Source organism: Stenotrophomonas sp. RS-48 (assembly GCF_030053245.1).
Classification (GTDB): Bacteria; Pseudomonadota; Gammaproteobacteria; order Xanthomonadales; family Xanthomonadaceae; genus Stenotrophomonas; species Stenotrophomonas maltophilia_P.
The window spans coordinates 83194-97188 of sequence record NZ_JASGBV010000048.1; the positions used below are offsets into that span (position 1 = coordinate 83194).

General features: G+C 67.9%; 13 protein-coding genes. 8 read left to right on the plus strand and 5 right to left on the minus strand.

What is annotated here, in order from left to right; genetic code table 11:
• Positions 1 to 5: 5 nt before the first annotated feature.
• Both QMZ25_RS10280 and QMZ25_RS10285 read right to left on the minus strand, forming a co-directional pair.
• Positions 6 to 317 carry a DUF3817 domain-containing protein gene (locus QMZ25_RS10280; RefSeq protein WP_164152567.1) on the minus strand — a complete coding sequence of 104 codons (312 nt, stop codon included), beginning with the start codon at positions 315 to 317 and terminating at the stop codon, positions 6 to 8.
• Between the two features lie 154 nt (positions 318 to 471).
• Positions 472 to 1407 carry a TIGR03571 family LLM class oxidoreductase gene (locus QMZ25_RS10285; protein WP_164152566.1) on the minus strand — a complete coding sequence of 312 codons (936 nt, stop codon included), beginning with the start codon at positions 1405 to 1407 and terminating at the stop codon, positions 472 to 474.
• A 183-nt stretch (positions 1408 to 1590) separates the two neighbouring features.
• Between QMZ25_RS10285 and QMZ25_RS10290 the strand changes: the two genes are divergently transcribed.
• The 4 genes from QMZ25_RS10290 to QMZ25_RS10305 all read left to right on the plus strand — a co-directional run bounded on the left by QMZ25_RS10290 (position 1591) and on the right by QMZ25_RS10305 (position 4751).
• Positions 1591 to 3111, plus strand: coding sequence for a thioredoxin family protein (locus QMZ25_RS10290; RefSeq protein WP_283219586.1), 1521 nt, complete (start codon positions 1591 to 1593; stop codon positions 3109 to 3111).
• 100 nt (positions 3112 to 3211) lie between these two features.
• A complete protein-coding gene (locus tag QMZ25_RS10295) occupies positions 3212 to 3841 on the plus strand; it encodes a superoxide dismutase (protein WP_164152564.1) in 630 nt (209 codons plus the stop codon).
• Positions 3838 to 4416: a flavin reductase family protein gene (locus QMZ25_RS10300; RefSeq protein ID WP_283219573.1), complete on the plus strand. Its 579-nt coding sequence runs from the start codon at positions 3838 to 3840 to the stop codon at positions 4414 to 4416. The genes QMZ25_RS10295 and QMZ25_RS10300 overlap by 4 nt, the downstream gene beginning before the upstream one ends.
• Positions 4413 to 4751 carry a tetratricopeptide repeat protein gene (locus tag QMZ25_RS10305; RefSeq protein WP_283219574.1) on the plus strand — a complete coding sequence of 113 codons (339 nt, stop codon included), beginning with the start codon at positions 4413 to 4415 and terminating at the stop codon, positions 4749 to 4751. Before QMZ25_RS10300 ends, QMZ25_RS10305 begins: the two co-directional genes overlap by 4 nt.
• A gap of 27 nt (positions 4752 to 4778) precedes the next feature.
• Here QMZ25_RS10305 and QMZ25_RS10310 read toward each other — a convergent pair whose 3' ends face one another.
• Both QMZ25_RS10310 and QMZ25_RS10315 read right to left on the minus strand, forming a co-directional pair.
• Positions 4779 to 5927: an acyl-CoA desaturase gene (locus QMZ25_RS10310; RefSeq protein WP_128987967.1), complete on the minus strand. Its 1149-nt coding sequence runs from the start codon at positions 5925 to 5927 to the stop codon at positions 4779 to 4781.
• A gap of 12 nt (positions 5928 to 5939) precedes the next feature.
• On the minus strand, positions 5940 to 7010 hold the full coding sequence (locus QMZ25_RS10315; protein ID WP_283219575.1) for a ferredoxin reductase: 1071 nt from the start codon (positions 7008 to 7010) through the stop codon (positions 5940 to 5942).
• A 93-nt stretch (positions 7011 to 7103) separates the two neighbouring features.
• Here QMZ25_RS10315 and fabR point away from each other — a divergent pair, with 93 nt between their 5' ends.
• From fabR to QMZ25_RS10335, 4 genes are all read left to right on the plus strand, one after another.
• Positions 7104 to 7760 carry an HTH-type transcriptional repressor FabR gene (fabR, locus tag QMZ25_RS10320; RefSeq protein WP_053517811.1) on the plus strand — a complete coding sequence of 219 codons (657 nt, stop codon included), beginning with the start codon at positions 7104 to 7106 and terminating at the stop codon, positions 7758 to 7760.
• A gap of 336 nt (positions 7761 to 8096) precedes the next feature.
• The gene (locus QMZ25_RS10325; protein WP_283219576.1) at positions 8097 to 10463 is read left to right on the plus strand and encodes an autotransporter outer membrane beta-barrel domain-containing protein; all 2367 of its coding nucleotides are present in this window, start codon (positions 8097 to 8099) and stop codon (positions 10461 to 10463) included.
• Positions 10464 to 10701: 238 nt separating this feature from the next.
• Positions 10702 to 12858, plus strand: coding sequence for a TonB-dependent receptor (locus tag QMZ25_RS10330; RefSeq protein ID WP_283219577.1), 2157 nt, complete (start codon positions 10702 to 10704; stop codon positions 12856 to 12858).
• Positions 12848 to 13396 (plus strand): thioredoxin-like domain-containing protein, encoded by a 549-nt coding sequence (locus QMZ25_RS10335; RefSeq protein WP_283219578.1) that lies wholly within the window; start codon positions 12848 to 12850, stop codon positions 13394 to 13396. The genes QMZ25_RS10330 and QMZ25_RS10335 overlap by 11 nt, the downstream gene beginning before the upstream one ends.
• Positions 13397 to 13468: 72 nt before the next feature.
• Here the strand turns inward: QMZ25_RS10335 and mntR are convergent, their stop codons facing one another.
• Complete coding sequence (mntR, locus tag QMZ25_RS10340) at positions 13469 to 13933, minus strand: manganese-binding transcriptional regulator MntR (protein WP_053517818.1); 465 nt, start codon at positions 13931 to 13933, stop codon at positions 13469 to 13471.
• Positions 13934 to 13995 lie beyond the last annotated feature (62 nt).

Below are 13995 nucleotides of genomic sequence, written 5' to 3' on the forward strand. Positions count from 1 at the left end.
CCGTGTCAGCGCGTCACACGCGGCGACAGCAGGCCGCGACGGCGGAACCACCACTCCAGCGGCAGCGTGACCAGCGGCGGGACAGCAGCAAGCAGGGCCAGCGCGCTGGCCCACCATGGCCAGCGCAGGCGCACTGCGGAGAACAGGGTCACGGCCACGTACACCAGGAACGCCACGCCATGCAGCGGCCCGAACACCTTGACCAGGGCGACGTTGGCCTGCGGGCCGTACTTCAGCCACATGCCCACCAGCAGGCCGGCCCAGGTGATGGCCTCGATGAAGGCAACCACGGCGAACAGCCGTCCGACGGGGTGCATGGGATTGCCTGGGGTCACATCGGGCTCCTGCAGGGACAGAAGATGCGAATGATACGCAGATGCGAACGTTCAGGACACCGTCGGGTCACACTCGCCGCATCGCAGATGCCCACACATCGGTAGCGCCGGGCCATGCCCGGCGGGCGCAGCACAGCTACCGGGGGATATGCGGCAGCACCCGCTCCCCGATCTCGCGCAGCACGGCCTCCACCGGCCGGCCGTTGTCGACCAGATTGAACATCACATGCGCCACGCCCTGCGCATGCACGCGCAGCAGATAGTCACGCAGGCCATCGCGGCCGACCTTCAGGCCAAGCGGCAACGGCTCGGCGGGTGCCTGCGGGTCCGCCTGCAGGTCCAGCAGCATCGACTGCACGAACGGTCTGCCCGCCGCGCCCTGTTGCGCCAACGCCTGCTGCCACAGACCGATGCGTCCCTCCTGGGCAGCCTCCTCGCGGTGATAGGTGGCCCATCCTTCAGACTCACGGGCGATCCACTGCAGGCTCTGCCTGGCGGTACCCACCACCAGCATCGGAATGCGCGCGGCCGGCGCAGGCAGCACGTCGAAGCCTCCGGTCACCTGCAGCACGGCGGCCCGCTCGTGTGCCTGCGGCGACAGCGCCGCCCGCAGCAACGACCAGCGCTCACGGAACGTCGCGGCCCTGCCCTCCAGATCCTCGCCGAACGCGGCGAATTCCTCCGGGCGATCACCCGAACCCAGGCCCAGCACGAAACGCCCGCCGCTGATGCGGTCCAGGCTCAAGGCCGACTTCGCCACCTGCAGCGGCTGGCGCAATGGCAGCACGATGGCCGCACTGCCAACCACGATGCGCTCTGTCGCGGCGGCCAGCATGCCCAGCCACAGGAAGGGATCATCCAGCGCGCTCGCGGTCGCCTCCGGTCCCTGCGGCACCATCAAGGGCACGTCGCGCGTCCACAGCGCGGCAAAGCCGAGGTCATCGGCCAACCGGGCGATACGCCGCGCCTCATGCGGATCGGCCAACCCGTGCGCCGCCACCGGCGTCATCAGTCCCAGGCTCAGGCCCTGTTCTGCAAACAGCGCAGCGTAGGCAGAATTGAAATCGCTCATGCTGTCAGCTTAGCGTGGAGCCCTGCCGCAGGTGCGTGCCAAGCCGGTGGGTTCAATGGGGTGGTGTATCGGCAGAGGGTGCGGGCGGCGGACGTCATGCCCTGCAGCGCACCCTTCATGAGCAAACTGAATCAGCAGCCTCTGCCGTCATTCCTACAATGGCCTGTCACCCTGCCCTTCGAGATGCTGCCGATGCGCGTTGCGCTTTCCGTGTTGCTGCTGGCTTCGGCGCTGAGCGCCTGCACCCCGGCCCCGGTTTCCACCGCCAACTCCGCCGAGGCCCCCGCACCGGCGTCCGCCATCGCCTGGCGCCAGGGCGACGTCGACGACGCCTTCGCCGAAGCCGCCGACAGCGGCAAGCCGGTGCTGCTGTACTGGGGTGCGGTCTGGTGCCCACCGTGCAACCAGCTCAAGGCGGGTCTGTTCAAGGACCCGGCCTTCATCGCGCTGACCAGCAAATTCGTTCCCGTCTACCTGGATGGCGACGAGGAAGGTGCGCAGGCCTGGGGCGAGCGCTTCGGCGTGCGCGGCTATCCGACCCTGATCGTGCTGGACCCACAGCGCAACGAAATCACCCGCGTGGCCGGCGGCAACGATGCCGCCGAACTGACCCGGGCACTGACCGTGGCCGCAGGCCGCCGCAGTGCCGTTGCCGCCACCCTGGCCACCGCATTGACGACGCCGGAGCAACTGGCCGCCGAAGACTGGCAGGTGTTGGGCGACTACGGTTGGGAAGTCGACGCCAACCGCCTGGCCGGCGAACGCAACAGCCAGGACGTGCTGCGCCAGCTGTCCAAGGCCGCACCGGAGGCCGCCCTGCAGCGCCGTTTCGCTCTGCTTGCCTTGGCGACAGCCGAAAAGCCCGATGCCTCGCCCACCGAAGTGCGCGAGCTGCTGCAGGCCGTGCTGGCGCACCCCGCGGAGGTACGACGCAACCGCGAGCTGCTGGGCTATGCGGGCGTACAGCTGGTCAAGCAGGCCAGTACCGGGCCCGCCACCAGCAACACCCTGGGACAGCAACTGCTGGTCGCGCTCGAGCGCGCAGACGCCGAGCGTGGCGACCGCGCCGGCGACGCGTTGTCGCGCGCGCTGACCGAAGTATCGCTGGCCCGACTGCAACAGCCCAAGGGCGCACTGCCCGCTACTCTGGTTGATCGGGTCAAGCAGCGCGTGGCCGCCGCCGATGCCGCCGCCACCGATGCGCATGCACGCCAGGCTACGATCAGCAGCGCGGTCTACGCACTGCGCCAGGTCGGCGACGACGCCGGCGCGGAGTCGCTGCTGCTGGCCGAACTGAAGCGCAGCGAGCAGCCGTACTACTACATGCCCGAGCTGGCCGAACTGGCCGAGCAGCGCGGTGACACCGCCGGTGCGCTGGAGTGGCTGAAGCGGGCCTACGACGGTGCGCAGGGCCCGGCGACCCGCGTGCAGTGGGGTGTGCTGTATGTGGAAGGCCTGCTGAAGCTGGCGCCGGACGATGCACCGCGCATCGAACAGGCGACCGCCTCGCTGATCGCCGAACTGGAGGCGCAGCCGTCGGGCTACCACCAGCGCACCCGCCAGCGCTTCGAGCGCCTGGCCGGGCAGCTGAAGGCATGGAGTGGCAAGCACCAGGGGGCGCAGACGCTGGCGCGGCTGCAGCAGTGGATGCAGCAGGCGTGCGGCAATCAGGTGGATGGGGCGTGCAGGGATTGGCTGGGTTGAGTGGATGATGGCGCAGGCGGGTTGACCTCAACCAATGTTGAGGTGCGATAACAGTCTCCCCACGGCCAGCCCGCTGGCCTTCGCTACGGAGACTGCTTCAATGTCGTACTCGCTTCCCCCGCTCCCCTATGCCTACGATGCCCTCGAACCGCATTTCGATGCGCGGACGATGGAGATCCACCACAGCAGGCACCACCAGACCTACGTCAACAACCTCAATGCCGCGGTCGAGCAGGCCGGCCTCGCCGAACAGCCGGTCGAGGCGCTGATCGCCAGCCTCGATGCCGTGCCGGAGGCCCAGCGCAGCGCAGTCCGGAACAACGGTGGCGGCCACGCCAACCACAGCCTGTTCTGGACCGTGCTCAGCGCACGCGGCGGCACGCCCGATGAGGTGCTGGCGGCGGCCATCGACCGTGACCTCGGCGGCTTCGATGCCTTCAAGGATGCCTTCAGCAAGGCGGCGCTGACCCGCTTCGGCAGCGGCTGGGCCTGGCTGACCAGTGATCGCGATGGCCGCCTGCGGGTTGAAAGCAGCGCCAACCAGGACAGCCCGCTGATGGGCGCGGCGGCCGGCCTGTCCGGCAACACGCCGATCCTCGGCCTGGATGTGTGGGAGCACGCGTATTACCTGCATTACCAGAACCGCCGTCCGGACTACATCGGGGCGTTCTTCAACATCATCGACTGGGCCGAAGTCGGTCGCCGTTACCGCCAGGCGGGCGGCGCATGAGCACCGGCATTCCCCATTACGCCGGGCCGTGGGCCGGGGTTTTCCCCGCCCCGGCCCCGGCACCCTCGGTCAGTCTGCCGCCGCGTGCATTGCGGCGGCTGCTCGGCCACTTCCCTACCGGCGTGGCCATCGTCTGCACCCGTGACGCACGGGGCAGACCGCTGGGCCTGACCATCAATTCCTTCGTGCCCGTGTCGCTGCAGCCGCCGCTGGTACTGTGGAACCTGGCCCTGCACGCACAGAGCCTGCAGGCCTTCCAGCGCGCGACGCGCTTCGCGATCAGCGTGCTGGCCGCGGACCAGGAAGCACTGGCGCGCACGTTCGCCGATCCCCAGGTGCGCAATCGTTTCGACGACGTACCCCTGCTTCCAGACGAAGACGACGCACCGCCGCGCATCGCCGGCGCAGTCGCGCACCTGACCTGTACCCGTCATGCGCAATGGCCCGTGGGTGATCACCTGCTGCTGGCGGGCCGCATCATCGAGGTCAACGAAACCGGCGGTGCACCGCTGATGTTCCACCGTGGCCGCTTCCTGCCGGGGCCGCTGGACACCCTGCGGGAGGTACGGCCATGAACATCCAAGCACTGGAGGACCTGCTCGCCAACGGCCACGACAGCGCGCTGCTGCGCTTCGGGCTGGGCAAGGGTTGGCTCGACGCCGGCAATCCGGCGCGCGCGGCGACCCATCTGGGCCGCTGCGTGGCACTCGATCCGCAGTACTCGGCGGCGTGGAAACTGCTGGGCAAGGCCTGGCTGGCGGGTGGCCAGCCGCAGGCGGCGCGCGAGGCATGGCAACGGGGCCTGAGCGTGGCCAGCCACCAGGGCGACCAGCAGGCCCGGAAGGAAATGCAGGTGTTTCTGCGCCGGCTGCAGCGCGAACAGCCGGCGCCGCAGGAGAGCGCGGGCTGAGCCGGCCGCACAGGCCGGCCGCATCGATCAGCCCGCGTTGGCCGGTGCCGGCGCCGTCATGATGTCCGGCATCGGCAGGCGGCGCGGCTTGCTGGGGAAGGCATGCCGCAGGATGCGCCACACCACCTGGCCGAACTGCCGTGGCAGCGAACCGTTGTTGTAGTGCTGACCGTAGCGAAGGCAGATCTCCTTCACTTCCTTGGCGATGGCCGCATAGCGGTTGGCCGGCAGATCCGGATAGAAGTGGTGTTCGATCTGGTGGCTGAGGTTGCCCGACAGCACGTTGATCAGGAAACCACCGCTGATGTTCGACGAGCCACGCAGCTGGCGCAGGTACCAGTGGCCACGCGATTCGTTGCGCAGGCACTCCTTGGGGAACGTTTCCGATTCAGCGGTGAAGTGGCCGCAGAAGATGATCACGTAGGTCCAGATGTTGCGCAGGCCGTTGGCGACCAGGTTGCCCAGCATCACGGTCAGGAAGAACGGGCCGGCCAGCAGCGGGAACAGCACGTAATCCTTCAGCACCTGACGCAGCATCTTGCGCGCCACCGGGCGGGTCTGCAGCCACATTGCCCGGCCGCTGATGCGGCCCTTCAGCCAGCGCCCCAGGCGCAGGTCCTGGGCGGCCACGCCCCACTGGAACAGCAGCGCGAAGATCGGTGCGATGATCGGCTGCAGCAGATAGAACGGCTTCCAGCGCTGTTCCGGGAAGATGCGCAGCAGGCCGTAGCCGATGTCATCGTCCATGCCGCGCACGTTGGTATAGGTGTGGTGGCGGAAGTTGTGGGTCTTGCGCCAGTTGTCGGCGGTGGCAACGATGTCCCACTCGTAGGTGTTGCCGTTCAACTTCGGGTCGCCGGTCCAGTCGAACTGGCCGTGCATCACGTTGTGGCCCAGCTCCATGTTCTCCAGGATCTTCGACAGCGCCAGCATGAGCGTGCCGGCGATGGCGGCCGGCCACAGCAGCGGTGCCCACAGCAGCGGCGAGAACGCCGCCAGGAACAGCAGGCTGCGGCCGCCGACGCCGAACCAGCGCACGGCCGCGGCCACGCGCCGGATATAGCGCGTATCGGACGCGCCGAGACTGCCGATCACACGGTCGCGGATCGCGTCGAGTTCCTGGCCGAAGGCGTTCATTTCGGCAGGACTCAGGGCACGGTCGGTAGCGCGGGTCATGGCAACGGTTCCTCAGAGATCCAGGGTCAGGTCGGTGGTCGGCGCACTCACGCAGATCCGTACGGGCTGCGCCGCTTCGGAATGCGTATCGCCGGTGCGCAGATGGCGGGTAGCGCCACTGACGCGTTCACAGCTACAGCTGTTGCAGATGCCCATGCGGCAGCCGTGCCGGGGCTTGATGCCCTGCGCTTCCAGGCTCTCCAGCAGGGAGCGGCCGCGCGGCACGCGCAGCTGGCGCCCACTGCGTGCCAGGGTCAGCGACACTTCGCCTTCGCCGTCGGCATCCAGCAGCGGCGCGGGCGGCGTGAAGGCTTCCGCCTGGAAACCGGCCACCTGATGCGCAAGGCGGCGGCGCGCGGCGGCAACGAAGCCGTCCGGGCCACAGGCCAGTACATGGCGCTGTGCCAGCGGCGTGTCATCGCCGGGAATCTGCAGGGCGTGGGTATCGATGCGCGCGGCCGGCACCTCGCCCTCGCGGGTGGTCAGCAGGTGCACGCGCAGGCCCGGCGTCGCTGCCGCCAGCGTATGCAGTTCGTCACGGAACTGGATGGCGGCCGCTGTGCGTTCCCAGTAGAACAGGTCCACCGGCGCGCCCAGCGGTCGCTGGCAGGCCTCGCGCAGCAGGCTGCGCATCGGCGTGATGCCGCTGCCCGCCGCCAGCAGCAGCACCGGCGCGGCGGCCGGCATATGGAAGTCACCGAAGGCGGCATCGATACGGAACAGGTCTCCCGGCCGCGCCTGGTTCACCAGGTGCTGGCTGACCCGCCCCCCTTCCACGGCCTTGACGGTAATGGCCAGTTCGCGGCCACTCAGCGGGGTCGGGCTGTAGCTGCGCTGCCATACCCGCCCCTCAAGCTCGACGCCGAGGGTGACGTGCTGGCCGGCGCGCATGCCGGCCCAGTGCCGGTTGCAGCGCAGGACCAGGGTGGCCGCGCCCTCGCCCGCTGGTTCGCGTCGGACCAGGCGTGCCAAGGGCTCGCGCAGCGTCCACAACGGATTGAGCTGGCCGGCCCAGAAATCGAACAGCGTGGGCGACAGCCAGCGGTGCAGGGAAAACGGGGACGGACGGACGACAGCGCTCATGGCAGCCACTATACGGGCGCACATACACCTGTGTATACACGTGTATATTGAACCGGATTGGGTATGATTCAGCCTTGCCCCACCGGAGCCCTCATGGCCGCTGCCACCGTCCTGTCGATACCCGAAGATGCGCAGAGCCCGGCCCGCCGTACGGTGAGCCGCGAAGACCTGCTGGCCGCAGCCCTGAAGCTGATCGGCCCGCACCGCAGCCTCTCCACCCTCAGCCTGCGCGAGGTCGCGCGTGAGGCAGGCATCGCGCCGAACAGCTTCTACCGGCAGTTCCGCGACATGGACGAACTGGCCGTGGCCCTCATTGATGTGGCCGGCCGCTCGCTGCGCACCATCATTGGCGAGGCGCGGCAGCGCGCGACCTCCTCCGCCACCAGCGTGGTGCGGGTCTCGGTGGAGACCTTCATGGAGCAGCTGCGCGCGGACGACAAGCTGCTGCACGTCCTGCTGCGCGAAGGCGCGGTCGGCTCGGATGACTTCAAGCACGCCGTCGAGCGCGAGCTGCATTACTTCGAGGAAGAGCTGCAGCACGACCTGGTGCGCCTGGCGGCCCTCGACGGCGCGGTGCTGCATGCACCGGAACTGGTGGCCAAGGCGATCACCCGCCTGGTGTTCGCGATGGGCGCCACCGCGATGGACCTGCCGCCGGAGAAGGATCCGGAACTGGTCGAACAGATCTCCACGATGATCCGCATGATCATCGTCGGTGCCCGCACCCCCGCCGCCTTCCGCCGCGGCTGATCGCCAGGCTCCAGACCGTTGCCGCTTTGCGCCGGAATGCTGCAATGCAGCATTTCGAGACGTCACCCCCTCGGTCATCTGTGATTTTCATCACGATTTAGATCGGTGAAATGGGGTTCGCCTCGCTTCGACAGGGGCTTCATGCCGTTTTCACTTCAGCAGGACTATCCAGCATGCGCGAGTTCCGCAGCTGAATAGGCCCTCCACAGCTGGATGGACGCCGCCGCAGGTTCTGGAAAAGTTGCATGGCTCTGCAGGCTGTCGCCCCGCAGAGTGTTGCCTTTGGCCTGTGGGGACGGGCCCCATCCAACGCATTGGAGAGATCCCATGTACACGATGAAGTCCACTTCACGCGCCCTGTCCGCGCAGGTCGCTCCGCTTGCGCTGGCCCTGGCGGCCTGCGTCGGCGTGCCGCAGACAGGTCATGCCCAGTCAGTTTCTGTCCCGGCCGGCACCACGCTGACGGTGGATCCCGGAAGCCCCTATGAGGGGCGTGATTTTTCCGTCCAGGGAACATTGAACCTCAATGGCGTCAGTGTGGGTCGCGTGGGTGCCAGCGAGGGGGGCGTCGTCAATGCGACGGACACGACCATTACCAGCAATGCGTCGGGAGCGGGAGCATCGATGACCAACTCGCAGGGCCGCTTCCTCAGGTCGGAGATCGTCAACACGAATGCCAGCGGCTTCGGCTTTTCAACCGGCGCGCTGGTTACCGCCACCCCGCAGCCTCTCAGCCTCGCCCAGTTCATCGACAGCAAGGTGTCGGGTGCCGCCATTGGCGCTCAGGCCAGTGGGGGCGGCACCATCGTTGCCGAGCGCTCGACCTTCTCCGGAGCCATCGGCATGCGCAGCCTGGCCGGCTCGATCGAGCTGCGTGATGGCTCCGCCGCCATCGGCAGCGACATCGGCCTGCTACTGGGAAATTCCAGAGTGAACCAACCCCCCTATGCGGACCCTGCGGACTGGCATGTACTGGTGGATGGATCACGCGTGGAGGGCACCACCGGTCCCGCCGTCAAGGTGAGAATGGAGCTTGGCCGTGCTCCCGATCTGGCACGCCTCACCGTCCAGAACGGCGCAACGCTCATCGGTGGCAACGGCAATCTGGTTGACGTCGATCCCGACATGGCACTGGACTTCACGGCTCGCACGTCCACCCTCAACGGCAACTTCGTCATCGCCGATACCGCCAGCACGACCCTGCGCTTCCTCGATGGGCTGGTGCTGACCGGACAGATCACCGGCCCGGCCGAGGTGATCGTCGACCAGGGCGGACGCTGGACGCTGTCCGGCGACAGCAGCACCGGCAACCTCACCCTCGGCGCGGACAGCCACATCCTGCTCGGCGCGGAGGGTCAGGCGGCGTATCCGCAGTTGACCGTCAATGGCGATTACACCGGCAACGGCGGCACCCTGCATTTCAACACCGTGCTGGCCGGCGACGCCGCCGCCAGTTCGCGCCTGCATGTGACCGGCGCCACCAGCGGCGCCACCAACGTCATTGTCAACAACGTCGCGGGCGCCGGCGCGCAGACGGTCGACGGCATCCTGCTGGTCCAGGTCGATGGCGCCAGCAACGGCAGCTTCGCGCTGCAGGGCCGCGCCATCGGCGGCATGTACGAGTATTTCCTGCACAAAGGCTCGGCCACGACGGCCAACGGCAACTGGTACCTGACCTCGGCCTACACGGGCAATCCGTGCGATATCAATCCTTCCCTGCCGGAGTGCGATCCGGAGGATCCGGTGATTCCTCCTCCCGATCCTGACCCCGATCCCGAACCCGTGCTGCGCCCGGAGCCCGGTGCCTATCTGGCCAACCAGATCGCGGCCGAGCAGATGTTCCAGGTACGTCGTCACGATCGCGGCGAGCCCGGCTTCGACCGCGCGCGCCCGGGAACCTGGGTGCGTGGTGGCCGCGATCAGATCCAGGCCAGCATTGCCGGCCAGGTCGATGCCCGCACGCATCTCAACGTCCTGCAGCTGGGCAGCGATCTGTGGCGCTGGAGCGACGGGCGCGGCCAGGTGGGCGTGATGCTCGGCACCGGCGACGCCACCACCCGCGCAGTCTCCATGCTGTCCGGCTATGGCACCCGCGGCAGGATCAAGGGCAAATCGGCAGGCGTGTACCTGGGCTGGGTGCAGGATGCACAGAGCAGCGGCGGCCTGTACGTGGACGGCTGGGTGCAGGCTGCCCGCTTCGACAATGATGTGCAGGGCGAGGGCATTGCAGCGGAAACCTACGATGCGGACGTCCGCAGCGCGTCGCTGGAGCTCGGCTACGCCTGGGCGATCCGCACCCGCGAGGCCAGCACTCTGTACCTGCAGCCGCAGGCACAGCTGACCTGGACCGACTACGACAGTGACAGCCTGGTTGAGGACAACGGAACACGGGTCGAGGATGGCCGCAGCATCGGGCTGAACAGCCGGCTGGGTGTGCGTCTGTTTGGACAGAGCACCCTGCGCGGCAATCGCGTACAACCCTTCCTGGCGGTCAACTGGCTGCGCGGCCAGCGAGATCCCTCGATGCGCTTCAATGAAGAGCTGTTGAGCGCGAAGACGCCCGACAGCCGCTACGAAATGCAGGCGGGCGCGCAGCTGCAGCTGGGGCAACGCTGGAGTGCCTGGGGCGACCTGCGCGTGCAGCGCGGCGACAGCGGCTATCGCAACCACGGTGCACAGGTCGGCCTGCGCGTCGCCTGGTGACACCCGGCGTCCCGCCCGGAACCCGCGCCTGAACACCCCTGCCGGATATGACATCCGGCAGGGGTGACGTCGTTTATTGTAATGTTATAACACTGTCGTTCCTGATGAGGCGCCCTGCGCCGTGCCCATGAAAGCAGCGTCGCGCTTGATATAGCCATTGCTATATCTATGAGCATTTGCTTTCATGTGCACCAGCCAGGTCGCCCTCGCCGCTCTCTTCCCCAAGGACGACGCCTCCATGCCCCACGCCGTGCCGCCGTGCCACCTTCCGCTGGCCACCGCCATCTTCTTTGCCCTGTCGACCCCGGTACTAGCCGGCACGCCCTCGCCCACGCAGCTGGACCGGGTGCAGGTCAAGGTCAGTACCGCCACGCGCAGCGAGCGCCTGCTTGCCGATGTGCCGATCCGTACCGAAGTGCTGCGCAGGGAGGACATCGCGCTGCGTGCGGCCACCGATTTCTCCCGTGCGGTCGAACTGATCAATGGCCTGCGCGTGGAAAGCAACTGCCAGAACTGCAACACCAGCGAAGTGCAGCTGCTGGGCCTGCCGGGTGCCTACAACCAGCTGCTATTCGACGGCATCCCGCTGCTGTCCACGCTGGGCAGCGTGTACGGCCTGGAGCAGATTCCCGCCGGCTTCGTCGATCGCATCGAAGTGGTCAAGGGCGGTGGCTCGGCGCTGTATGGACCCGGCGCGGTGGCCGGCGTGATCAACCTGGTTCCGCCGCTGCCCTCGCGCAGTGGTGGCCATGTGCAGGCCGGCGTGGATGTGCTGCGTGGCACGCCGCAGAAGAATGCAGATGTCCGGCTGGATCTGGTCGCCGCGCAAATCGATGCCGGGCTGTCGGTGATCGCCCAGCGCAACTGGAACAGTGGCATCGACTACAACGGTGATGACTACACCGAGATCACGCGCAAGGATCTCAAGGTCGGTGGACTGCAGGCCTGGTATGCGCCCACACCGGGAACACGGCTGCGCGTGGACGTGCAGGTCACCGATGAAACCCGGCGCGGCGGCAACCGCCTTGACCAGCCGGAGTATCTGGCCAACATCGCAGAATCGCTCGACACCACGTACCGGCGTGGCAGCGTGTCCTGGGACCAGGAAGTAAGCCCGGACATCGACTTCCGCCTCGCCTATGCCTTCGCCGACATCGATCGCGACAGCTTCTATGGCGGTCTCGGCGATGTGGTCACCGACCCGTCGGCAGCCGGATACGATCCCTCCGAGCTGGACCCCACCGTGGCCGGCAGCGCCGCCTCGCGCTCCTGGCGGCAATACGGACGCACGCACAATCCGCTGCATTACCTCGACAGCCAGTTGAACTGGCGGCTGGGCGCGCATGCCCTGGCGTTCGGCGTGCAGTACAAGCACGAGCGCCTGCGCGACGACAACCGGACCGGTGACGGCCAGCGCCTGGCCGTGCTGGAGGACGCCAGCTTCCACAACCTGGGCGCCTTCGTGCAGGACGAATGGAGCCTGCGCGAGGACATCGACCTGGTGATCGGCGCGCGCGTGGACAAGAGTTCCGAACTGGACAACGCGGTGCTCTCACCGCGTGTCGCGTTGGCCTGGCAGGCCACGGAGAACCTGAAGTGGCGGGCGGGCATTGCCAGCGGATTCCGCGCACCGGAAATCTTCGTCGAGGATGTGCATGTGGACACGCTCGGTGGCGAGCAGGTGCGCATGCGCAATGCCGACGGCCTGAAGGAGGAACGTGCGCTGACCACCCTGCTCGGCTTCGACTGGCGTTCGGATCCGGCCGAGCCCGTGTGGACGTGGGACGCCACCGCCTCCTACGCGCGCATCCGTGACACCTTTGCGCTGGGCGAGATCCTGCGCGGCGCCGACGGCCAGCTCGGCCAGCTGCGCTACAACGCCTCGGGCTCGGACGTACTGGGCATGGAAACCAATCTGGGCTGGCAACCCTCGCCGCAATGGCGTCTTACCGCGGGCGCATCGTGGTACCGCTCGCGCTTCCGCGAACCCCAGCGCATCTTCGATGACACCGGCGAGGGCGGCGACACCGTGATCGACAGCCGCGACTACCTCAAGACCCCTCGCTGGACCGGGCTGGCCCAGCTCGGCTGGTTGCCTTCAGAACCGTGGGAGACCTTCATCGCGCTGCGCCACACCGGTTCAATGCCGGTGCTGAACAACCGGCTGGGTGAGCTGCACCGCACCCGTGCCTTCTGGGTGACCGACCTGGGTGCCCGCTGGCATCGCCACCTGGGGGTGGGCGCCGAACAGGAGGTGTCCGTGGCAGCCGGAGTCAAGAACGTGTTCGATCAGCGGCAGAAGGATCTTGAAGCCGGCGCGCTGCGCGACAGCGACTACGTCTACGGGCCCCGCTTCGCGCGCTCGTGGTATGTCAGCCTGCGCTATGCGTTCTGAAGCACTGCGCGTTCTGCTGTGCGCCGGCAGCGCGCTGCTGGCCGCGCCGGTCGCGGCAGAGAACCTGCACGCGCAGGTCTCGGCGTCGTTGATGCGACCAGAGGCGCGATCGCTGCGACCGATGCAGTGGTCGCCGCCGCCGCGATTGATCGCGCTGTACTTCGGTGCGGACTGGTGCGCGCCTTGCCATGCCTTCGTGCCGACCCTGCGCAGCGTGCGTGACGCACTGCGCCAGGCCGGTGCGGACACCGAGGTGGTGTACGTCAGCCAGGATGAGAGCGAGGCCGCGCTGCGCCGCTACATGCGCCGCCAGGACATGCCGTGGCCGGTACTGGACCCGCGCAGGGCCGCCCGCATGCCGGTGCTGCAGGCCCTGGCCGGCCCCGCGCCGCCCAATCTGGTGCTGATCGACGCGGAAGGTCGCGTGCTGGCGAAGGGGTGGCACGGACGGCGCTATGAGGGTCTGCAGCCTGTGCTGAAGCTGTGGCAGGCAGGGGCATGCGCACAGGAACAGGCGAGGTGCCCGCCGCTTGAGTGATCTGCGGCTCCTTCCACGGCCGCCGGGCATGGCCCGGCGCTACCGCCACCCTTCAGATCGCGGGCACCGGCCCTACCCGCCCTCGGCCTTGCGCACGAATGCTTCGAACAGCGCCAGCGTCTGCTCGCTGACGTGATGCTCGATGCCTTCGGCATCGCGCCGGGCGGTATCGGCATCCACGCCCAGCGCCAACAGGAAGCGCTCCACCGTCTGGTGCCGCTGGCGACTGGCATGGGCCAACGCCTCGCCCTCGGCGGTCAGGAAGACACCACGATAGGGCCGCTGCACGACCCAGCCGTCGCGGGCCAGCCGCCGCAGCATCTTCGCCACCGTCGGCTGCGCCACCCCCAGGCGGGTGGCGATGTCGACCTGGCGGGCCTCGCCGCCATCGGCCAGCAGGTCCGAGATCAGCTCGACATAGTCCTCCACCAGTTCCATCCGGTGCGCCTCGCGCACCTGCCGGAAGCTCTCGACCTGGCGCTCGGCCTCGATCAAGGGGGGATTCTTTGGCGATGTCGAATCGTCGCTCTTGCCCACGCGTGCGCCTGTCCTGCCGAAGTCGTCCGGGAATGAAGCTGAATTCTGGACCAGTGACGCGA